The organism is Sphingobium sp. CR28, assembly GCF_052327305.1.
In the GTDB taxonomy this organism is placed as follows: Bacteria; Pseudomonadota; Alphaproteobacteria; order Sphingomonadales; family Sphingomonadaceae; genus Sphingobium.
In genome coordinates, this window is record NZ_CP182486.1 from 453,624 (window position 1) to 474,271 (window position 20,648).

Consider the following 20,648-nt stretch of genomic DNA (forward strand, 5'->3'; position numbering starts at 1 on the left):
CTGCGGGTCAGTGCGTGACTCGGCGAACTGCGGCCACAAGCTTCGCGGGATCGAAGGGTTTGACCACCCAGCCCGTGGCGCCCGCATCCCGCGCGCGCGCTTTCTTCTCCGGCCCGTTTTCGGTCGACAGGACCAGAATGGGACGGTCGACATGGTGAACGCCCTCCCCGCGCAATCTTTCGATGAGGCCGAAGCCGTCGAGCTTGGGCATGTTGATATCCGTGATAACCAGATCGAACTCGCGCTCCGAAAGCCGGTCGAGCGCCTCCTCGCCGTCCTGCGCCTCGGTCACCTCGAAGCCGGCACCAAGCAAAGTCGCGCGAAGCAACGCCCGCATTGAGCGGCTGTCATCGACAGTCAGAATACTGATTCCGCCAGTCACCCGCCCGCCTGCCTCCACGTTCATGCCGGATGGGCCGACACTCTCCAGGACAGGAATAGCGCCATCGAGGTTTAGAAATGGTTCAATGCCGTCACGGCCGAATCAGATTTCGGCCGCGATCAACCAGTCGTGGAAGATCTTGAGCGGGCGCTGTTCGAGCGCCCGTTGCCGGCAGACGAAGAAATAGCGATACGGACTGGGGACGCGCTTATAGTCGAAAAGCCGCCCGATGCGCGGGTCTTGCGCATGTTCCAGGTGCCGCCCCAGCATCACGGCGATGCCTAGGCCCTGCGCAGCTGCCTCCAGCATCAGCGGTCCGCTGTCATAATAATCTATAGCGGCCGGCTGGAGATCCGGCACGTCGAAAGCCCGCTTCCACCGGTCGAAGTTGGTCGCCATCTCGCGGTGGATCAGCACTGTCTCTCGGGAAATGTCCTGCGGCTCTCTGATGGCTCGTGGCCCGTGCAGCCGATCGCGCGCTGCGATGAGAAAAATCTGGTCGTCGTCCAGCTGCTGGGCATAGAAGGACGGGTCAACATCTGTCGCAACGACGATTGCCGCGTCGATGCCGTCGCCCAGGCGCGCCGTGGCGTTCGAGTTGGTATCGATATCCAAGTGGATGCCCGGATGAGCGGCACGCAGTTCGCCGAGCCTTGGCAGGAGCCGCTGGCTCGCGAAAAGCGGCAAGACGCTGAGTCTCACCCGCATCTGCCGCTGCGGCCCGGTCATCGTCTCGACTGCCGCGCCCAAAGCATCGAGTGCCGGCGCGATCTCGGCCAGCAGGCGCTGACCGTCATGATTGAGTTCAAGCTGCTGATGCTTCCGGTCGAAGAGCAGCATTCCAAGATAGCGCTCCAGCGCCTGAATGCGGCGACTCAGCGCCGGGGTGGAGAGCGCGAGCTCTTCCGCGGCGCCTTTCACCGATCCCGTCCGTGCAACCTGCACAAACGCTTCAAGAGCCGTCAGAGGCGGCAATCTGCGCATGGGCGTCAGCATCCTCCAGTTGGTTGCACTGCACAATACTGCCTCAGCCGAACGGATTTCGCCAGTCGTTTCAGACATGTCACGCTGATCAGTGCGTCGCGAGCGATTGCCATCGCTGAGGAAGCACCTATCTTTCCTCGGCATGCGGTCGGAAGAGCACCGCCGAATATCAGAGGAGCGGGCCTTGGCCGACACGGAAACCCTGAGCAAAACGCGCAAAATTCAGGTGGCGAATGCGCGGCCCGAGGACAGCGGACGCGGCATTGCGCGCCTTCCCCGTGCCGTCATGGCCGAATTGGGCTTCATCGAAGGTGACGTCGTCGAAATCGCTGGCAAGCGAACCACGGCCTCCCGCGTCGTCCTCTCCTATCCCGAAGATGAGGGGCTGGACGTGCTGCGCCTGGATGGCCTGCAGCGTGCCAATGCCGGAGTCGGCTCGGGCGACTTTGTCACCGTGACCAAGGCGGAGTCGCGGCCTGCCCAGCGGGTTGTGCTCGCCCCCGCGCAGGAAAATCTGAGGCTTTCTGGTCACCCAGATGCGCTGAAGCGCGTCTTTGCGGGGCGGCCGATGGTGGCCGGGGATGTCGTCGCCACGGCCGGCCAGCAGCAGGTCAACCGGGGCGATATGCCACCCAACCTGCGGCAGATGCTCGCGGCGCCAGCTTATGCTCTACAGGAGATCCGGCTCATCGTCGTCTCGGCAACTCCGCGCGGCATCGTTCACATCGATGCATCCACCGAGGTGGAACTGCGGCCGGAATATGAGGAAGCGCGCGATTCGCGTCGGGCCGATGTCACCTATGATGACATAGGCGGAATGGCGGACACGATCGACCAGCTTCGCGAGATGGTGGAGCTGCCGCTTCGCTATCCCGAGCTTTTCCAGCGTCTCGGCGTCGATCCGCCGCGCGGCGTGTTGCTGCACGGCCCGCCAGGCACCGGCAAGACCCGCCTTGCCCGCGCAGTCGCCAATGAGAGCGACGCGGCCTTCTTTCTGATCAACGGTCCGGAGATCGTCGGCTCTGCCTATGGGGAGAGCGAGAAGAAGCTGCGCGAGATTTTCGACGAAGCAATGAAGTCCCAGCCGTCGATCCTCTTCATCGACGAGATCGATTCGATCGCGCCCAAGCGCGGGCAGGTTCAGGGCGAGACGGAGAAACGTCTCGTCGCGCAGCTGCTGACGCTCATGGACGGCCTGGAAAGTCGCGCCAATCTCGTCGTCATTGCCGCCACCAATCGCCCGGAGGCGATCGACGAAGCGCTTCGCCGCCCCGGCCGGTTCGATCGCGAGATCATTGTGGGGGTTCCAGACGAACGCGGCCGAAAGGAAATTCTGGGCATCCACACACGTGGCATGCCGCTCGATCCTGCCGTCGATCTCTCCGAACTCGCCCGGATGACCTACGGCTTCGTCGGCGCGGATATGGCTGCCCTCACCCGTGAGGCCGCCATCGATGCGGTGCGGCGGATCATGCCCCGCCTCAACCTGGAGGAAGGGACGATCCCGCAGCAGGTTCTCGATGAACTGAGCGTAACGCGAGAGGATTTCCTTGCTGCTCTCAAGCGCGTGCAGCCTTCCGCCATGCGAGAAGTGATGGTGCAGGCGCCCAATGTCAGCTGGAACGATATTGGCGGGCTCGACGACGCCCGGCGGCGTTTGCAAGAGGGCATCGAACTACCGCTCAAGGATCCGGATGCGTTTCGCCGCATCGGGATTCGGCCAGCCAAGGGCTTCCTGCTCTATGGACCTCCCGGCACGGGCAAGACACTGCTCGCCAAGGCGGTGGCACGTGAGGCGCAGGCGAATTTCATTGCCACCAAGTCGAGCGATCTTCTCTCAAAATGGTATGGCGAGAGCGAACAGCAGATCGCCCGGCTCTTCGCGCGTGCCCGTCAGGTCGCGCCGTGCGTGATCTTCATCGACGAGTTGGACAGTCTCGTGCCCGCTCGCGGTGCGGGGATGGGCGAACCGCAAGTGACGGAACGAGTCGTCAACACCATATTGGCAGAGATGGATGGGCTGGAAGAGCTGCAATCGGTGGTGGTGATCGGCGCCACCAATCGCCCGAATCTTATCGACCCTGCGTTGCTCCGTCCGGGTCGCTTCGATGAACTGGTCTATGTTACCGTGCCGGGAGAAAGCGGCAGGCGCCGCATTCTGGCGATCCACACCGCAAAGATGCCGCTGGCCGCGGATGTCGATCTGGATGAGCTCGCCGGAGAAACGCGGCGCTTCACGGGAGCCGACCTTGAGGATCTCGTGCGCCGGGCGGGCCTCAACGCCCTGCGCGAATCGCTTGAGGTCCGCGAGGTCTCGATGGCGCACTTCCGCGCCGCGCTGAAGGACACGCGCGCGTCCGTGACGGAGGAGATGGAAGCGGAATATGCGAGCATCGAGGCCACGATCCGCCAAAAGGCGCTCGCGACCACGCCACTTGGCTTTGTGGTGCCCTCACCGCCGGCAGCGACCAAAAAGTAGCCAGTAGTTTTTAGGTGGCCGGACTGAAACCAGTCCGGCCATTTTTCAGATGTCCGCGCGCGCTGCCTCAAGAATCCGCCGAGCATGTTTCAGATGCGGCGCATCGACCATATGTCCGTCGATGCGGAGAGCCCCTGCCCCCGGATTGCGCTCAAACGCTTCTATGACTGCCTGTGCCCGAGCGACCTCCTCTTCGGACGGCGCAAAGCCCCGGTTTATGACACCGACCTGCGCCGGGTGGATCGCCATCATGCCGGTGAAGCCATCCCGCCGCGCGCGTGCCACGTAGTCGACCAAACCGGTGAGATCCGCAATGTCGGGATAAACCGTTTCTATGGCCGCCACCCCCGCCGCATGAGCAGCGAACAACGCCATGCTTCGCAGCATCTCATAAGGCGGCGTGAAGGCCCCACTGGGCTCTCGCGAACTGATCGCGCCAATTGCCGCCGGCAGATCTTCCGCTCCCCATGTGAGGCCTGCGAGGCGCCCGGCGCAATTACGATATGTTCCCAGTTCGAAGACTGCATCAGGCGTCTCCGTCGCGATGGGCAGAATGGGCGGAGCCTCCTCCCCCCAAAGCCCACAGAGCGCGGCGACCGACGCCGCGCCTTCCGCCTTTGGGAGCATCAGCCCGTCCGGCTTGGCATCGCACAGGCCTGTCAGGTCATCCTCGATCTGGTCACTCGCCAGAGCGTTTACACGAACGAGAGTGCGACATAGGCGCTCCCCCTGCAGCCAGTCGCTCACTGCCTCGCGAGCAAGGGGCTTGCGCTCGGGTACGACAGAATCCTCCAGGTCGAGAATGATCGCGTCCGCGCCGCTTGCCGCTGCCTTGGCGAACCGCTCGGGGCGGTCGCCTGGAACGAAAAGTAGCGAACGCCAGCCCTTCATACGGGCCGCTTCAGGATGAGAGCGGTGCGCAGGCACGAGCAAACAACTTCGTCCCGCTGATTGTGCATCCGGTGGCCGAATGTGACGACACCGGCATTGGGCCGCGACTTGCTTTCCCTCAGCTCTATCACCTCGGTCTCGGCGCGCAGAGTATCGCCGATGAAGACCGGCGCGGGCATGACAAGTTTGTCGTAGCCGAGATTGGCGACCAGCGTGCCGAGCGTGGTTTCCGCCACCGTCAGCCCCACCATCAGGCTGAAGGTGAAAGTCCCGTTCACGAGGATTTGACCGAACTCGCTCGCCTTCGCAGCCTCGGCATCAATGTGCAGCGGCTGGGGGTTATGCGTCATGGTCGACCAGAGGAGATTGTCCGTCTCCGTCACTGTCCGGCGAATGGGATGGGCAATGTGATCGCCGGCGGTCCAGTCTTCGAAATAACGGGCCGTCATGCCTCGCCCCCTCCTACAGGCTCGATCCGCACGAGCAGTGCCTCCACCTGAACCTGTGCGCCGACTTCCGCCAAAAGCTCAGACACTATGCCGTCGAACGGGGCTGTCAGTGTGTGCTCCATCTTCATGGCTTCCAGAGTGAGCAGCTTCTGCCCTTTTACTACGGCCTGCCCCTCGCTCACCTCCACGGCAATGATGCGGCCAGGCATGGGCGCAAGAATAGCGCCGGAAGCGGTGCTTTCACCGCCCGCCCCGCGCTCCTGCGGCAATGCCAGTCGATAGGCCTCGCCGCTCTCGAAAAACACCAGTGCGTCGCCATCCTTGATATGGCCAAAAAACGCATCTTCGCCGGGCTGGGAAAGCGACAAGGTTCGCTCTTCTCCATCAAGAACGAAGTTTCCATTCGTGATCGGGGCGCCGTTCATCCGAAAACCCCGCAAGTCCTTCGCCACAGCCTGAACCACGGGGCCGATCAATTCCTCGGCCGCAGCGCGCAACAGGGTTGGCGGGGGTTTGGTGGCCAGCGCATCGACATGCTCAGCAATATATCCCGTCGTGATATTACCCGCCCGAAAAGCCTCTTCGTCGAGCAGGCGGGCAAGAAAGCCGGCGTTAGTCCTGACCGGCCAGACTTCTACCGAACGGCACAGGCCGCCAAGGCTCTCGATCGCGGCGTCGCGATCGACCCCGGTTCCAATCAGTTTGGCGATCATCGGATCGTAGAAGGGTGAGATTGCATCGCCCGGCTCCACGCCCGTTTCGACACGTTCATTCCAGTTCTTCACCAGAGAGAAATGCTCAAGCCGCCCGGTGCTCGGAAGAAAGCCCGTGGCCGGATCCTCCGCATAGAGCCGCGCTTCGACAGCATGACCGTTGATCGAGAGTTCATCCTGCCGCTTAGGTAGCCGCTCGCCGCTGGCGACACGGAGCTGCCACTCCACGAGATCCTGCCCTGTGATTTCCTCGGTTACGGGATGCTCGACCTGTAGCCGCGTGTTCATTTCCATGAACCAGATGCTGTCGGGCTTGATATATCCGGCCGAACCGTCGGCGATGAACTCCACCGTCCCCGCCCCGACATAGTTCACGGCTCTGGCCGCGCGCACGGCAATGTCGCAGATCGCGGTGCGGGTGAACTCCGTCACCCCCGGCGCAGGCGCCTCCTCGATCACCTTCTGATGGCGGCGCTGAAGCGAACAGTCCCGCTCGAACAGGTGGACGATGTTGCCGTGGGCATCGCCAAAGACCTGCACCTCGATATGGCGCGGCGAGAGGATATATTTCTCGATCAGCACCCGGTCGTCGCTGAAGGACGCCTCCGCCTCACGTTTGCAGGAGGTCAGCGCATCAAGAAAATCGGCGGGCTCGTCGACCCGGCGCATACCCTTGCCACCGCCTCCGGCGATCGCCTTGATAAGCAACGGATAGCCAATCAGATCGGCCTCAGCCTTCAGGCGCTCGGAAGACTGGTCCTCACCCAGATAACCCGGCGTCACCGGCACGCCGGCCGCCTGCATCAGCGATTTTGCCGCGTCCTTAAGGCCCATGGCGCGAATGCTGCGGGGCGTGGCGCCGACCCAGATGAGGCCGGCATCCATCACCGCCTGCGCGAAATCGGCATTCTCGCTGAGAAAGCCATAGCCGGGGTGGATCGCCTCCGCACCCGTCGCGAGCGCGGCGGCGATGATCTTCTCGCCCGCCAGATAGCTCTGCCGCGCTGGCGATGGCCCGATATGCACGGCCTCGTCAGCTTGGCGAACATGCAGCGCCTTCGCGTCCGCATCGGAATAGATCGCGATGGTGCGGATACCCATCGCCCTTGCGGTGCGGATGATCCGGCAGGCAATCTCGCCGCGATTGGCAATGAGAAGAGAGGAGATCACATCCGGAACACCCCGAAGCGGGGCGCCTCCGGGATCGGCGCGTTGAGACAGGCCGCGAAGGCGAGGCCGAGCACGTCGCGGGTCTGGGCGGGGTCGATGATGCCGTCGTCCCACAATCGCGCCGTGGCATGCCAGGGATTGCCTTCATCCTCGTATTTTTCGCGGATTGGCGCCTTGAACGCTTCGGCCTGCTCCGGTGTCCATGTTTCCGCGTAGCGGTGGACAGTGGCGAGCACAGAGGCGGCCTGTTCCCCGCCCATCACGCTGATCCGGCTGTTGGGCCATGAAAAAAGGAAGCGCGGGCCATAGGCACGGCCGCACATGCCGTAATTGCCCGCGCCGAACGATCCGCCGATCAGCACCGTGACCTTGGGCACTTGCGCTGTCGCCACTGCCGTCACCAGCTTTGCGCCGTGCTTTGCAATGCCTTCCGCTTCATATTTGCCACCCACCATGAAGCCGGAGATGTTCTGCAGGAACAGCAGCGGGATACGTCGCTGGCAGGCGAGTTCAATGAAATGCGCGCCTTTCTGCGCGCTTTCGCTGAACAGCACGCCGTTATTAGCGAGGATCGCAACCGGCATGCCCCAGATATGGGCAAAGCCGCAGACGAGCGTACTGCCATACAGCGCCTTGAACTCGTGGAATTCGCTACCATCCACAATGCGGGCGATCACGTCATGCACATCGTAGGGCGCACGGACATCTTCGGGGATGATGCCGTAAAGCTCCTCTGCAGCGAAGCGCGGCGGGCGGGGATCAACAAGCGCGACGTCGGGCGTGCGATAAGTAGGCAGATGGCTCACGATATCCCGAACGATCGTCAGCGCATGTGCGTCATTCTCGGCGAGATGATCGACCACGCCGGACTTGCGGGCATGAAGCTCACCGCCGCCCAACTCCTCGGCAGTGATTTCCTCGCCTGTCGCCGCCTTCACCAGCGGCGGGCCGGCAAGGAAGATCGTCCCCTGCCCGCGCACAATGACCGTTTCGTCAGACATCGCCGGCACATAGGCGCCGCCCGCCGTGCAGCTTCCCATCACACAGGCGATCTGCGGGATACCAAGCGCCGACATATTCGCCTGATTGAAGAAGATACGGCCGAAATGCTCCTTGTCCGGGAAGACTTCGCTCTGGTGCGGCAGATTGGCGCCGCCACTATCCACGAGATAGATGCAGGGCAGCCGGTTCTCCTGCGCGATCTCCTGCGCGCGCAAATGCTTCTTCACGGTCAGCGGATAGTAAGTTCCGCCCTTCACCGTCGCATCATTGCAGACGATCATCACCTGCCGGCCAGACACGCGACCGATACCGGCAATCACGCCCGCGCCCGGGACCTCGTCCTTATATAGGCCGTTCGCCGCCAACTGTCCGATTTCGAGAAAGGGCGATCCGGGATCGAGCAGGCGCTCGACCCGCTCGCGAGGGAGCAGCTTACCGCGCGCGATCTGCCTTTCGCGCGACCCCTCCGGCCCGCCAAGCGCGGCCTGCGCCACATCCGCATGAAGACGATCGCGCAAGGCCCAATTATGCGCGGCGCGGGCACGGAAGGTCTCGCTCTCCACATCGACGGCGGTCGTGAGAACAGGCCCGCTCATGCCGGCTCCTTCTTGCGGATGAGATAGCGATAGACGCCGGCAGCGTTAATCGCCAGCAGTGCGATATTCTGCCAGCCGATCCCTTCGCTGTCTTCCGCCAGAAAACCCCAGGCAATGAGCGCGAGCGAACTGGTGACGAAGAGCACGAAGGCCCAGCCAGTGATCCGCCGTCCAAGATCCAGCGCGACAATCAGTGCAGCGAGCACGGCCACGCCTGCGCCATAATATTGCAACGCCGTGAGGATAAAGTCGCTCATGCCGCGCCGACCAGTTCCCGGCCAATCAGCATCCGGCGGATCTCGTTGGTTCCGGCACCGATATCCAGCAGCTTGGCGTCGCGCATGTAGCGCTCGACTGGCCAGTCCGTGGTGTAGCCTGCGCCACCCAGCGCCTGCACGGCCTCCAGCGCCACCTTCACCGCATTCTCGCTGGCCAATAGGATAGCGCCCGCCGCATCGAAGCGCGTGGTGCGCCCCGCATCGCAACTCTTCGCAACGGCATAGACATAAGCGCGGGCGGAGTTCAGCGCGACATACATGTCCGCCACCTTGGCTTGCATGAGCTGAAAGGCGCCGATGGGCTTGCCGAACTGCTTGCGCTCCCGAACATAAGGCAAGACCACATCGAGGCACGCGGCCATGATGCCAAGCTGGACCCCTGCGAGAACCGTGCGTTCATAGTCAAGCCCGCTCATCAGAACCGCCGCGCCGTTGCCCACGCCGCCCATCACATTGGCATCCGGCACGAAGCAATTGTCGAACACCAGTTCGGCCGTGGGGGAGCCACGCATCCCCATCTTCTCGATCTTCTGGCCGATCGAGAATCCCGGCGTTCCCTTTTCGATGAGGAAGGTGGTGATACCCTTTGAGCCGGCGTCGCGATCCGTCCGGGCATAGACCACCAGCGTCTGTGCGTAAGGGGCATTGGTGATCCAATATTTCGTGCCGTTGAGTACCCAGCCATCGTCGAACCGCCGGGCGGCGAGCTTCATCGAGACCACATCGGAGCCTGCCCCCGCCTCTGACATGGCCAGTGATCCGACATGCGCGCCGGAGATGAGACCCGGCAGATATTTCGCTTTTTGCTCAGGGCTGGCCCAGCGGGCGATCTGGTTTACGCACAGATTGGAGTGCGCGCCATAGGAGAGCCCCACGGAGCCGGACGCCCGCGAAATCTCCTCGCAGGCGAGGACGTGCTCAAGATAGCCAAGGCCAAGGCCGCCGTCCGCTTCGGGCACCGTAATGCCATGCAGGCCGAGAGCGCCCATTTCCGGCCAGAGATCCTGTGGGAACCAGTCTTCCGCGTCGATCCGACGAGCCAGCGGCGCGATCCGTTCGTCCGCGAAACGTCGGACCGTATCCCGGATCATGTCGGCGGTTTCGCCAAGGCCGAAGTCCAGCCCTTCCATATCGCTCTCCTGCCTTCTTTCCCGCGAACGATACAACAACGCATCATGAGCGGAAAAGCCGAACCTGACTATGCCGGGTAATTTTGTTACCGGAGAGTGTAATTTCTATTCGTCAGTCAGGTCAAGATAGGCGACCACATCATTATCCGTCGCGATGAACAATCCTGCCTGGATGTCCTCTGGCTGTGCGGCCGCCATTCTCAGGGCGTCCGCCAACGTTCCGTACATGAGCGTCTCCGCGCCGCCGCCCTCGCTGTCGGATAGATGATAAAGCCGAACCGTCACATGGTCAGAAGTACTGCGCATCCGGGCTCAGTCCTTGAGGCCGATTTCGTGCGCAAGCGCATCGAGATTGGCGCCGGGCCGCACGATCAGCCACTGGTCGGGGTGACGGGTATCCACCACGGTAACGGCACGCTTGGGGCAGATATCGAGGCAGGAGACCTCGATGATCCCAGCCTTCGCCTTTGGCCCCTTGCCAAGCGCCAGATGCTTGCGAAGGGCCTTAGCCAGCGGTCGTTTGCCATCCGGCCCGAAGCCGCCGCCCAGCTTCTTCGAGCATTTGCGGCAGACGAGCACCGTGCCCGACCAGCGCGAACGGACCTTGCGGGTGGTCAAGCGGGCTTCCACGTGCGCCGCTCCTCGGCGGTCCGCAGCACATCATAGGCGACCTGCACTGCCTGAAAACGTTCGGCGGAGGCGGCATCGCCCGGTCGCACATCCGGATGCAGTTCTTTGGCGAGACCCCGATAGGCCTTCTTCACTGCCTCAAAATCAGCGTCGCTTTCCAGACCCAGCACATCGAGCGCACGCATCTCGTCGCGTGAACGCGTGCCGTCGCCCGGCCCCGCCCATTGATGATGGGCGCTGGTCTTGTAGCCGGAGGCATCGCGCTGCTCGTCATGCATTCGGCGGTTGCGCTCTTCCTCATCCAAGCCCTGAAAATAATCCCATCCGCGATTATACTCAGCGGCATGGTCCTGGCAGAAATACCAGCGCTCCGGGCTATTGGGCGATTTGGGCGCCGGGCAGTTTCCTGGTTGATCGCAGCCATGCCGGTCGCACAGACGCACAGCCTGCGCTTCGCGTGACGCGCCGTAGCTCCTCCAGCGAGGGAAACCCCAGTCGTTATTCCGTCTCTGTCCAGCCATCAGGCCTGTTCTAATCCCATTGCGCCGCTCACGCATAGCGTCATCAAAAATGCCAGGCGGCCTGTAAGCCGGGTTCTGTCCACCGCCGCCGTATCCACGAGTGGACGCACGGACGGATGGGCGATCATTCCTCTAGGACGCGCATTGCTGCGCGCCTCAAGCAACCAACCCGGACGGTCTCGGCTGAAACAAGCCTAGCGAACATAAGTCCGCGCGCCGCCCCTATTCGGTCTTGCTCCCGGTGGGGTTTACCTGGCCGCCCGCCGTTGCCGGGGGCGCGGTGCGCTCTTACCGCACCCTTTCACTGTTCACGGGGCCGAAGCCTGTCGTGATCTTGTCTCTGTGGCACTTTCCCTGATCCCGGCTCTCGCCGAGACCGCCGGACGTTATCCGGCACCGCCGTTTCATGGAGCCCGGACTTTCCTCGCCGGGCTTACACCCGCCGCGATCGCCCGGCCGCCTAGCCGGCCCGATATAGGGCGGGAAATTTCCCATGTCATCCCGCGATCAGAGCACATCTCCGAACATGAACCAGAGCAACGCGAACCAGGCGAAAAGCCCGACTATGCCAATGACCACGCCAGATCGCTCACGTAGCCAGTTGCCGCCGCCGGCGCGCTCCTCGTCGTCTTTTGCCATGCTCAGTCGTTGCCGCGCGGTCGGGGCAGCAGAAGCGCGAGCAAAATCGCCCGGCATTCGCCATCGATCACGCCATCGATCAGTTCCGGACGGAAGCGCCGCTGGAACGCCATCACCGCGGCCTGCGGCTCGGTAATGTCATAGCCAAACCGCTCGAGCGCAAGCATGAAGCCCCCGTCCGACCAGTGCGGGTCCATGAGGTTCCGTGTCGGCCGGGGCAGCGCGAGGCGGAGCCGGGCCAGCTTATCCCAGGGGAAAAGTTCGCCCGGATCGAGCTTGCGGGCCGGGGCTACATCTGAGTGGCCGACGACATTGCCTCGCGTGATCCCGTATCGCTCCTTGATATCGTGCACGAGCGGAATGAGCGCGCCGAGTTGGGAGTCGGGGAAAGGCCGATATCCCCACTCATGGCCGGGATTGACGATCTCAATGCCGATGCTGGCGGAGTTGATGTCCGTCATCCCGCGCCAGTAGGACTTCCCCGCGTGCCAGGCCCGCTTGCTCTCGTCGACCATCCGCACGACCTGCCCGTCCTCGGTCACGACATAATGGGCGGAAACCTTCGACTCCGGATTGGCGAGCCAGCTGATCGCGGATGCCGCGTCGGGCATTCCGGTATAATGCAGAACCAGCACGGAAACAGGCAGGCTACGCTCATCGAAATTGGGCGACGGCGTCTCGATCATCTGAGTTTCGTTGCTTATCCCGCGTTGAGCAAAGGTGCTCTTTACGCAATCCTAGAGCATTGGCGCTGGCGATCAATGGCTTCGCGCGCCAGCCCCCATCGGGACGAGTCAGCTCGCCTGCCGCAACAGCGCCGCAGGTTCCGCGCGATATGCGCAGCGCATATCCGCATTCAGCGAGAATGCACTTCGGCATCCCACCAGCGTCTCTCCGGCTCCCAGCACGAGATAGGCGCCCGGCTTCGCATAGCGCTCCAGATTGGCGCATGCTTTCACGCGCGCGGCCTCCGGGAAATACAGCATCACATTGCGGCACAAAATGAGATCGAAGGGCTCCGGCGGAAGCGTGGGACGGAGAATATCGTCGGTCTGGAAATGCACCATCTTGCGGATTTCCGCTGCGATCTCCCACTCCTCCCCCGTCGGCTCGAACCAGCGGAGCAGATCATCGATGGAAAGCCCGCGCTGCACCTCCATCTGCGCAAACCGGCCTTTGCGCGCATTGTCTATGGACAAGGGCGAGACATCGGTGGCGACAATAGATATTTTCCAGCCATTCCAGAGTGCGCCCATACGCATGATCATCATCGCGACGGAGTATGGCTCCATGCCCGTGGAGCAGCCGACGCTCCAGATGCGCAGGGACTTGTTCTTCGCCTCGTCTCGCAGCGCAGGCAGAATGTCATGCTCAAGCGCCTGAAACACGGGCAGATCACGAAAGAAGGAGGTCTCGTGATTCAGCATCGCATCAACGGCCCGCACTCTGACCGATCGATCCCCGCCGGCATTGATCCGCTCAACAAGCTGAGGCAGATCCGCCAGCCCAAGTTCCTTCATCAGCGGCCGGAGCGCTGTTTCGATCCGCCAGACCCTGCTCTGCGCGATCTCCTGTCCGGTTTCGCTGGTCAGCAACTCAGCCAGCGCGCGGAGAGCATGGTCGGAGCGACCGATCATTGCGGAAGATGCCTGCAAAGGAGCGCGGCGATCTCCGCCGGCTTGTCCACGGCGCTCACCAGCCCAGCCTTGGCGACGCTGCCCGGCATCCCCCAAACGGAACTCGACTCCTCGTCCTGAGCCATGATCCAGCCCCCGGCCCCGACCAGATGTGTAGCACCGGCGAGACCATCGCGCCCCATACCCGAGAGCAGGATACCGCACGCGCCCTGTCCATAGACCTTCCCCAGGCTCCCCAGCATGGGATCGACGGACGGGAATGCGGCATGCGCAGTCGCCTCGAGCGAATAGGCGATCCGCACCTGCCCATCAGCCGATCGCTCCACGGTAAGATGCGCTTCGCCCGTCGCCACATAGATCGTATCAGGCCGCACGAGCGCGCGATCTTCCGCACACGTCACTTCAAGCGGGGCCACCTTGGCAATCTGGCTGGCAAAGAGTGCCTGAAAATTGGGTGGCAAGTGCTGCGTAATGAAAACGGGGACCCCGATTCGCGCGGGCAATCCGGCGAGTACGCTCATCACGGCACCGATCCCGCCCGTCGATCCGCCAATTCCAATCGCGCGCACCTGCCCTCCCAGGGGCAGCAGGCGCGGCTTGACTGCAGCCGTTCGCGGTGTTGTTGGCCCGGTCCGGGTATCTCCCGGTACAAGCAGGAGAAGCCGCTCGACGAGCGTGTCCACGAACTCGGTGCTGAAATGTCCGGCGCGCGGCTTGGCGACCACATCGCTCGCGCCGATGGCAAGGGCGCGCAGTGCCGCCTCGCTTCCTTCACGATACATGCCAGAGAGAATGACAACCCTGATACTTCGATCCTGCGCGAGCAGCCGGGGGAGAACGGCAAGCCCGCTCTCGCCCGCCATCTCGACATCCAGCAGGATGAGGTCGACGGGTGTCTGCTCCAGGAAACCAAGCGCCTGCGCCGCGCTGGAGACCGCACCGCAAACGATGAAGCGCGGATCGTCCGCAAGCGCTCGCGAGATGATTCGACGAACGACGACGGAATCATCGACGATCAGGACGCGGGCTGGTTCTGCGGCCTCTCGCATTTTCATCTCTGGCGTATACAGCAACGCGTTCAAATCGCTCCCTACTCACCCACTTTTGGCCGCCCCGCTCAGTCCCAGCTCCCGCGGCCGGCGGAACTGGCGACGTCGCTCATCGTTTGCGTTACAGCACGCCGACAATCTGCAATTTGCTCTCCAGCGTTTCCCGATCGAACGGCTTCATCACATATTCGTCCGCACCTGCGTTCACTGCAGCCCGGATGTGCTCGACGTCGTTTTCGGTCGTGCAGAAAATGACCTTGGGCAATTCATCGAGATTGAGGCGGGACAGCTCCCGCAGGAATTCCAGCCCGTTCATGATCGGCATGTTCCAGTCCAGAAGCACCACGTCCGGCGTGCGCACGTCACACATGTCGAGCGCCTCGCGCCCATCCTGGGCCTCGCTCACCTCAATGGCGAGCGACTCCAGAATATGCCGAGCCACTTTCCGGATCACTTTCGAATCATCGACAACAAGGCAGTTCGGCATCAGGAGACCCTTGAGAATGATTATCTGAAAATGCTTATCGGCTCCGGGAGTAGCGGAGTTGTGTGAGGGATCGGTAAACGATCAGGCAGCGAGCATCGCGTCACCACTCGGCGCAATGAAATCCTCGACGGAGAGAACGAGATGGGTGCGCCCCCGATGGAGCGCGACGCCAGACACATAGGGCACCCAGGCCTCGTCAAGACGCCCCCGGAGCGGCTTTACGCCTTCGGAAGCTGCGGCAATGTCGCTGACGCTTGCCACCAACAGCCCATAGGCATGGCCACCGACATCCACGACAATGGCGAGCGACGTTTCGGAAACCACCTTTGAAGCGCCATGAACGCGCGTCTCCATGTCGATCACTGTGAGGACGCGACTGCGCAACGCCGCCAGTCCGCACACATAGGGCGGCACGCACTGCACGGGAACGATCTCGCTTAGCCGCACGACCGCTTCCACTCGGCTGGTCGCTATGGCAACCGGAATGCCTGCGACTGCAGCGTAAAGATAGAGTTCTTCGCTCATGCCGCGCGCTCCCCGCAAAGCCGCTCGATTGCGTCCAAAAGACCTGCGCGATCATATCGGTAGATACTGGCCGGAACAGATGGATCAGCGCGCTCAAAGTCCCGGATGCGAAGCACGGGAACGCCAGCGGCCCCGCTCGGCTCCGGCTCTGTCGCCCCTACCACGACAATGTCCGCGTCGATTATGTTGTCTCCCGCCGAGACCATGACCACGTCGTGCCCCGCCTGACGAAGCAGAGGTGCCAGAATATCGACCATCCAACCGTCTCCGTCTGCCGGAATGACACATCGCCGTGGAGACCGCTCGGGAGAACTCTTCAGCTGCTCCATGCCGGCGAAGAGAGTAAACGGGTCCACCATCTCCAGCGGCCTTTCGCCACAGAGCACGACATTATTGCCGTCGCCATCTGGCTTATCCGTGTGCGCCAGCGGCTCTGGCACGGAGAGAATGTCCACCACATCGGCAACTAGATAACTTAGGAGCTGCTCCCCGGCCCGCAACCGCAATGCCTTGATGACGTCTCCGCTCATGCGCTCCGCGTTCAGGACGGGAACGAGCGCGCTATCGATCGTGATGAAATGACGTCCGGCTGCGGACTGAATAGCCTCCGTTGAGAGGTCTTCCACCCGATCGACCACGGTCAACGGCATGAGGCGCTCAGCGCCATCGAAGTCTCTAAAATGAAGTGCCTCGACAGTGTCGAGATCTTCGTTGCCTTCGTCAGAAGTCACCGCTTCGTGGCGCTTCTCGGTAACAGCGGGCAGCCGCGCGGCCTCCGCGATCCCGGCAGCGTCGAGCAGCAACATCGGCTGGCCGTTATCGGGCAGGGTCATGCCTGCATAGATGCCGGCCGCAGTGATGAGCGGCGAGGCGGGCCGAATGACCAGCTCTTCGTTGCTTTCGACCGCATCGACGCCCAGCGCATAAGGTGCTCCGCCGAGCGACCTCACAATGAGCAGCGTCCGTGGAAAGCGGAGGTTTTCCACCTTCTCGATACCGAGCACATCTTCAAGATCGATCAAGGGATGGCGAACGCCTCTGATCGAAGCGATCTGCGCGCCGCCAATAGCTTCGATGGCGACCATCGCGCTGTCACGATGCAGCAGTTCGACGATATTACCGCGTGGAATGGCGAAACAGCGCGTGCCGCAGCGCAGGATTAGGCCCGGAATGATCGTGAGTGTAAGCGGGACACGCATCGTGATCTTGGTGCCTGCGCCCGGCTGGCTCTCGATGCCGATCACGCCGCCGATCTGCTCCACATTGGCGCGGACGACGTCCATGCCCACGCCTCGCCCGGAAATGGACGTGACCGTCTTTGCGGTGGAGAGACCAGCGTGAAAGATAAGCTGGAGCTTCGCCTGCTCATCGAGCGCCATCGCGGTCGAGGCCGGCAAGATCCCTTTGACCACAGCCTTTTCAACCAGCGTAGCGCCATCGATGCCCCGGCCGTCATCGGACACCTCGATGACGATCTGATTGCCGGACTGCCGCGCCACGATGCTCAGGGATCCGTTGTCGGGCTTACCTGCCGCCCGCCGTTCGGCCCCGCTTTCAATGCCATGGTCCAGCGCATTGCGGACGATGTGGGTAAGGGGATCGACGACCATCTCGATCATTTCGCGATCCATCTCGACATCGCCGCCAGCCATCTCGACCGAAACCTTCTTGTCGAGATCGCGGCACAGATCGCGGACCAGCCGGGGAATAGCGGCATAAAGCCGATCGACGCGTTGCATACGCGTCTTGCTGATCATGTCGCGCATCTCCGCGACATTAGCGGACAGCTTTTCGAAACTGCTTTCGATGTCGTGATCGACACTATAGTCGCGCATTTTGCGCGCCAGCTCGTTCCGCGACAGCACCATGTCCGACACACCGTTCATGAGCTGATCGATGAGCGAAAGCGGCAGGCGGATCGTTCGCGGCCCCTTGTCGCGAGAAGGCGCGCGCGGAGCGCCGGCCTGCACACAGGTCACCGGCACCTCGTCCCTGCTGACGAGATCGTCCAAGGTCGCTGGGAGAGGCGCATGGACCAAAGGCGCGAAAATCTCGACTGCTTCCGCCTCTGCCGCAAGCGCGTCCAGAAGGCTATCGTCCTCCGCCTCCGGGATTTCGGGACCGCCCTCGCCCATCGTCCGGGCAAGCAGTCCGATCCGATCCATGATGGCAAGTACGACAGTGGTTGTTGCGGGATCGGCCACGCGCTCGCCATTGCGGATTGCGGCCAGAACCTCTTCGGCAGCGTGGCTCAGCCGCTCGAACCGAGGCAGATTGAGGAAGCCGCAGCTCCCCTTCACTGTATGGAAGAAGCGAAAAAAGGCGTTGAGCAGGTCACTATCCGTTGGGTCGCTTTCCCATGCCACGACTTCGCCCGACAACGCGTCCAGCGTCTCCAGCGTCTCGGCAATGAATTCCGAAAGCAAATCGTCCATATGTCCACTCGTTCCGGCGCAACGCCCACAGGCGCACCGATGCCTTTTCGCCGGATCGCGTAAAGGCGGAGTTAAGGATGGACGTCGGTCTTACATTCAGCCTGCGATTTGCGCGCCGAACAGCAGAAAAGGTTCTTCCGCCCCTGAGATCTGCATCGCGCCGCCCGATGCCTCGACGATGTGCCGAACCAGATAGGCGCCGGCGGACTTCGCCGTCAGATCGTTCCCGCCGGATATCACCGTACGGACAGATGGATCGAAAATCAGCTTCGGCCCTTCACCTCGCACGACAATCTCGCATCCATTTCCACGCCTTTCGCTTCCGAGCAGGATGGTGCCGCCGCGCGGCAAGGCTTCACCAGTCAGGAACGCGAGGTTCAGCAGGATCTTGGCGGCGGGCTTGGGCAGGCTTTCCATGCTGGTCAGCCATTCGAGGGTGAGCTTCCCGCCCGGCGGAAATATGCCTTCCAGCGCCGTCCTGATCTCATGCAGGGGCACCTCCTCGCCAAAACCCCCTGCCGCACCAAAGGCCAGACGAAAGAATTTGAGCTTTCCCGCTGTCGTGCGGGCGCTGTCTGCCAGCAAGCCCATGCACTGCTCGCGCATCGCCGGATCGGTCTCATCCGCCAGCAGCTCTATGCCGTTGTTGAGGGCGCCCACGGGGCTAAGAAGATCATGGCACAAGCGCGAGCAAAGAAGGCTTGCAAAATCGATATCGGCGGGGGGGGCAATCGTGGCCATCGGTGGGCTCCTTGGCTTCTCGCGGCGGCTTGGGAGCGTCCTCTTGCCCGCTTGCACCCGGCGATGCAAGATCGCCTGCCTAAGAAGACCCACGCCTCTTCCAGATCCGAATAAAGGTCTCACGAAGAGACTTAATTCTGTTCTACTCTTGCAGATCTACTTCACCAACGACCTTGTTACGCCCACCGATTAATCGAGCGAAAAACCTTATGCTGACAACGCACGCGTCGGATATCATGCAGCGCATCGGCCAGTTCGCCAATCTGCTCGGTCGTCATCCTGGCGGATATTTTTAGGAGCCCGGATTTAATGTAATCGACCTGATCAGAGGTTAGCTTCTCTTTAAGCGTATATACCGATCTTTCCATTTCAAGCCCTCTCTCAAGACTTGAAATACGCGATCAGCACGCTTGTTCCGATTATTCGCAGTTAAAACCCCGGTAAACATTTTTTCTTCAAGCTTCCGGACTTTGTCCTCCGCATCGGCTCTACTGACCGGACTTATTCGCTTACAATGAGCTCGACCGATCGAAAAGCGGCCTCTGCCTCATTAGCGCGCAATGCTTGCCACGCGGCGACCTGACCGCCCCACCCAAGAATGACCCATATCTCGCCCGCCCCCTCCGCCATCCGCGCATCAGTTTCGGACGGCTCGGCGGAGCCAGTCGGGTGGGAATGATAATGGCCAAGAAGGCTCGCTCCACCATTGCGAGCCTCCCGATGCGCGGCGAACAGCGCCGTGGGATCGATCTCGAAATGCCGCTCGGGGTTCCGCGCCACGTTGCGGGCGGGCACAATGGCCTCAACCGTTCCTGCCTGCCGATCGCCAAGCAAAATACCGCAGCATTCCGCGGGATGGACGCGGTCAGCTTCATCCCAAATCCGCGCGAGCAAGTCCCTTGATATCGTCAGTCTCATTCCCACATATTGAGCGATGGTTCCGGGGGATTCCAGCATTTTGGCGCGCATTCCGCAGTCGCTTCACGGCGTGCGGCTGGATCGTGCGCTGGCGGAGCTCGTTCCCGATCTTTCGCGCGAGCGCGTGAAGGCGCTGATCCTTTCCGGTCAGGTGCGGGACAAAGCCGGACAAGACGTAGGCGACCCGTCGCTGAAAGTGAGCGCGAATACCGAATTCTCGGTCGCGATTCCCCTCCCCGTCCCGGCCGAGGCCAGACCCCAGGCCATTGATCTCGTGATCGTCCATGAAGACGCGCATCTCATCGTGATCGACAAGCCGGCGGGAATGGTCGTCCACCCCGCTGCTGGCAATCCGGACGGAACGCTGGTCAACGCTCTGCTCCACCATTGTTCGGGACAGCTTTCCGGTATTGGCGGCGTCGCCCGGCCCGGCATCGTGCATCGCATAGACAAGGACACTTCAGGACTGTTGGTGGTTGCCAAGAGCGACAAGGCACATGAAGGGCTTGCTCGCCAGTTCAAGGACCACAGCATAGACCGGCGCTATCTCGCAATAGTCGCCGGCACGCCTGCGACCCCCGCCGGGCGAATTCACACCTGGATCGGCCGGTCGGACGGCGACCGGAAAAAGATGTCCGTGCAGCCCGAAGGACGAGGCAAACACGCCGTCACCAATTTTCGCACCGTTCAGGTGCTGGATCGGGCGGCTTTGATCGAATGCCGGCTGGAAACGGGACGAACGCATCAGGTGCGCGTGCACATGGCGCATATCGGCCATCCTCTGCTGGGAGACCCAGCCTATGCGCGCGGCCGGTCAGGCGCTCACGCGGGCTTGCTGGCCCGGCTGGGCTTCCGGCGTCAGGCCCTTCATGCGGCACGGCTCGGCTTCATTCACCCAGTCGATGGCTCTGAATTGAATTTTCAAAGTGAGATACCGGGTGACATGCAGGAACTGTTCAGTCACCTTAACGTATAAATTAGAGGCTTTCGGC

Annotated in this window: 22 protein-coding genes and 1 other RNA gene; 2 read left to right on the forward strand and 21 right to left on the reverse strand. The window is 62.2% G+C overall.

The genetic code is table 11. The annotated features are described in order from the left end of the window. Positions 1–7: 7 nt before the first annotated feature. Together ACNAOH_RS02065 and ACNAOH_RS02070 are read right to left on the reverse strand one after the other, a co-directional pair. The gene (locus tag ACNAOH_RS02065) at positions 8–406 is read right to left on the reverse strand and encodes a response regulator (protein ID WP_443971120.1); all 399 of its coding nucleotides are present in this window, start codon (positions 404–406) and stop codon (positions 8–10) included. A gap of 78 nt (positions 407–484) precedes the next feature. Continuing rightward, on the reverse strand, positions 485–1,366 hold the full coding sequence (locus ACNAOH_RS02070; RefSeq protein ID WP_443971121.1) for a LysR substrate-binding domain-containing protein: 882 nt from the start codon (positions 1,364–1,366) through the stop codon (positions 485–487). 184 nt (positions 1,367–1,550) lie between these two features. Between ACNAOH_RS02070 and ACNAOH_RS02075 the strand changes: the two genes are divergently transcribed. Beyond that, positions 1,551–3,845 carry a CDC48 family AAA ATPase gene (locus ACNAOH_RS02075; RefSeq protein ID WP_443971122.1) on the forward strand — a complete coding sequence of 765 codons (2,295 nt, stop codon included), beginning with the start codon at positions 1,551–1,553 and terminating at the stop codon, positions 3,843–3,845. A gap of 45 nt (positions 3,846–3,890) precedes the next feature. Here the strand turns inward: ACNAOH_RS02075 and ACNAOH_RS02080 are convergent, their stop codons facing one another. The 19 genes from ACNAOH_RS02080 to ACNAOH_RS02170 form a co-directional block, all read right to left on the reverse strand. After that, positions 3,891–4,736: an HpcH/HpaI aldolase/citrate lyase family protein gene (locus tag ACNAOH_RS02080; RefSeq protein WP_443971123.1), complete on the reverse strand. Its 846-nt coding sequence runs from the start codon at positions 4,734–4,736 to the stop codon at positions 3,891–3,893. After that, on the reverse strand, positions 4,733–5,185 hold the full coding sequence (locus ACNAOH_RS02085) for a MaoC family dehydratase (protein WP_443971124.1): 453 nt from the start codon (positions 5,183–5,185) through the stop codon (positions 4,733–4,735). Before ACNAOH_RS02085 ends, ACNAOH_RS02080 begins: the two co-directional genes overlap by 4 nt. Continuing rightward, complete coding sequence (locus tag ACNAOH_RS02090; RefSeq protein WP_443971125.1) at positions 5,182–7,068, reverse strand: ATP-binding protein; 1,887 nt, start codon at positions 7,066–7,068, stop codon at positions 5,182–5,184. Before ACNAOH_RS02090 ends, ACNAOH_RS02085 begins: the two co-directional genes overlap by 4 nt. After that, a complete protein-coding gene (locus tag ACNAOH_RS02095) occupies positions 7,065–8,666 on the reverse strand; it encodes a carboxyl transferase domain-containing protein (RefSeq protein WP_443971126.1) in 1,602 nt (533 codons plus the stop codon). The genes ACNAOH_RS02090 and ACNAOH_RS02095 overlap by 4 nt, the downstream gene beginning before the upstream one ends. After that, a complete protein-coding gene (locus tag ACNAOH_RS02100) occupies positions 8,663–8,923 on the reverse strand; it encodes a hypothetical protein (protein ID WP_443971127.1) in 261 nt (86 codons plus the stop codon). The genes ACNAOH_RS02095 and ACNAOH_RS02100 overlap by 4 nt, the downstream gene beginning before the upstream one ends. Next, positions 8,920–10,074 (reverse strand): acyl-CoA dehydrogenase family protein, encoded by a 1,155-nt coding sequence (locus tag ACNAOH_RS02105; RefSeq protein WP_443971128.1) that lies wholly within the window; start codon positions 10,072–10,074, stop codon positions 8,920–8,922. The genes ACNAOH_RS02100 and ACNAOH_RS02105 overlap by 4 nt, the downstream gene beginning before the upstream one ends. A 105-nt stretch (positions 10,075–10,179) precedes the next feature. Continuing rightward, a complete protein-coding gene (locus tag ACNAOH_RS02110; RefSeq protein WP_443971129.1) occupies positions 10,180–10,380 on the reverse strand; it encodes a hypothetical protein in 201 nt (66 codons plus the stop codon). 6 nt (positions 10,381–10,386) lie between these two features. Continuing rightward, positions 10,387–10,692, reverse strand: coding sequence for a (2Fe-2S) ferredoxin domain-containing protein (locus ACNAOH_RS02115; protein ID WP_443971130.1), 306 nt, complete (start codon positions 10,690–10,692; stop codon positions 10,387–10,389). Next, positions 10,689–11,225 carry a J domain-containing protein gene (locus ACNAOH_RS02120; RefSeq protein WP_443971131.1) on the reverse strand — a complete coding sequence of 179 codons (537 nt, stop codon included), beginning with the start codon at positions 11,223–11,225 and terminating at the stop codon, positions 10,689–10,691. Before ACNAOH_RS02120 ends, ACNAOH_RS02115 begins: the two co-directional genes overlap by 4 nt. Before the next feature lie 48 nt (positions 11,226–11,273). Further along, positions 11,274–11,689, reverse strand: an RNA gene (gene rnpB / locus ACNAOH_RS02125) — RNase P RNA component class A. Between the two features lie 43 nt (positions 11,690–11,732). After that, positions 11,733–11,864 carry a hypothetical protein gene (locus ACNAOH_RS02130; protein ID WP_443971132.1) on the reverse strand — a complete coding sequence of 44 codons (132 nt, stop codon included), beginning with the start codon at positions 11,862–11,864 and terminating at the stop codon, positions 11,733–11,735. 2 nt (positions 11,865–11,866) lie between these two features. Beyond that, positions 11,867–12,550, reverse strand: coding sequence for an N-acetylmuramoyl-L-alanine amidase (locus tag ACNAOH_RS02135; protein ID WP_443971133.1), 684 nt, complete (start codon positions 12,548–12,550; stop codon positions 11,867–11,869). Between the two features lie 108 nt (positions 12,551–12,658). Then, positions 12,659–13,501 carry a CheR family methyltransferase gene (locus ACNAOH_RS02140; RefSeq protein WP_443971134.1) on the reverse strand — a complete coding sequence of 281 codons (843 nt, stop codon included), beginning with the start codon at positions 13,499–13,501 and terminating at the stop codon, positions 12,659–12,661. Then, complete coding sequence (locus tag ACNAOH_RS02145; RefSeq protein ID WP_443971135.1) at positions 13,498–14,583, reverse strand: chemotaxis protein CheB; 1,086 nt, start codon at positions 14,581–14,583, stop codon at positions 13,498–13,500. The genes ACNAOH_RS02140 and ACNAOH_RS02145 overlap by 4 nt, the downstream gene beginning before the upstream one ends. 88 nt (positions 14,584–14,671) lie before the next feature. Further along, a complete protein-coding gene (locus tag ACNAOH_RS02150) occupies positions 14,672–15,037 on the reverse strand; it encodes a response regulator (protein WP_443971136.1) in 366 nt (121 codons plus the stop codon). Positions 15,038–15,118: 81 nt separating this feature from the next. Beyond that, positions 15,119–15,562 carry a chemotaxis protein CheW gene (locus tag ACNAOH_RS02155; RefSeq protein ID WP_443971137.1) on the reverse strand — a complete coding sequence of 148 codons (444 nt, stop codon included), beginning with the start codon at positions 15,560–15,562 and terminating at the stop codon, positions 15,119–15,121. Next, complete coding sequence (locus ACNAOH_RS02160) at positions 15,559–17,997, reverse strand: chemotaxis protein CheA (protein WP_443971138.1); 2,439 nt, start codon at positions 17,995–17,997, stop codon at positions 15,559–15,561. Before ACNAOH_RS02160 ends, ACNAOH_RS02155 begins: the two co-directional genes overlap by 4 nt. Before the next feature lie 96 nt (positions 17,998–18,093). Beyond that, positions 18,094–18,738 carry a histidine phosphotransferase family protein gene (locus tag ACNAOH_RS02165; protein ID WP_443971139.1) on the reverse strand — a complete coding sequence of 215 codons (645 nt, stop codon included), beginning with the start codon at positions 18,736–18,738 and terminating at the stop codon, positions 18,094–18,096. 501 nt (positions 18,739–19,239) lie between these two features. Further along, positions 19,240–19,656 carry a Mov34/MPN/PAD-1 family protein gene (locus ACNAOH_RS02170; protein ID WP_443971140.1) on the reverse strand — a complete coding sequence of 139 codons (417 nt, stop codon included), beginning with the start codon at positions 19,654–19,656 and terminating at the stop codon, positions 19,240–19,242. A 16-nt stretch (positions 19,657–19,672) separates the two neighbouring features. Here ACNAOH_RS02170 and ACNAOH_RS02175 point away from each other — a divergent pair, with 16 nt between their 5' ends. Continuing rightward, the gene (locus tag ACNAOH_RS02175) at positions 19,673–20,632 is read left to right on the forward strand and encodes an RluA family pseudouridine synthase (protein WP_443971141.1); all 960 of its coding nucleotides are present in this window, start codon (positions 19,673–19,675) and stop codon (positions 20,630–20,632) included. The last annotated feature ends 16 nt before the right edge of the window (positions 20,633–20,648 follow it).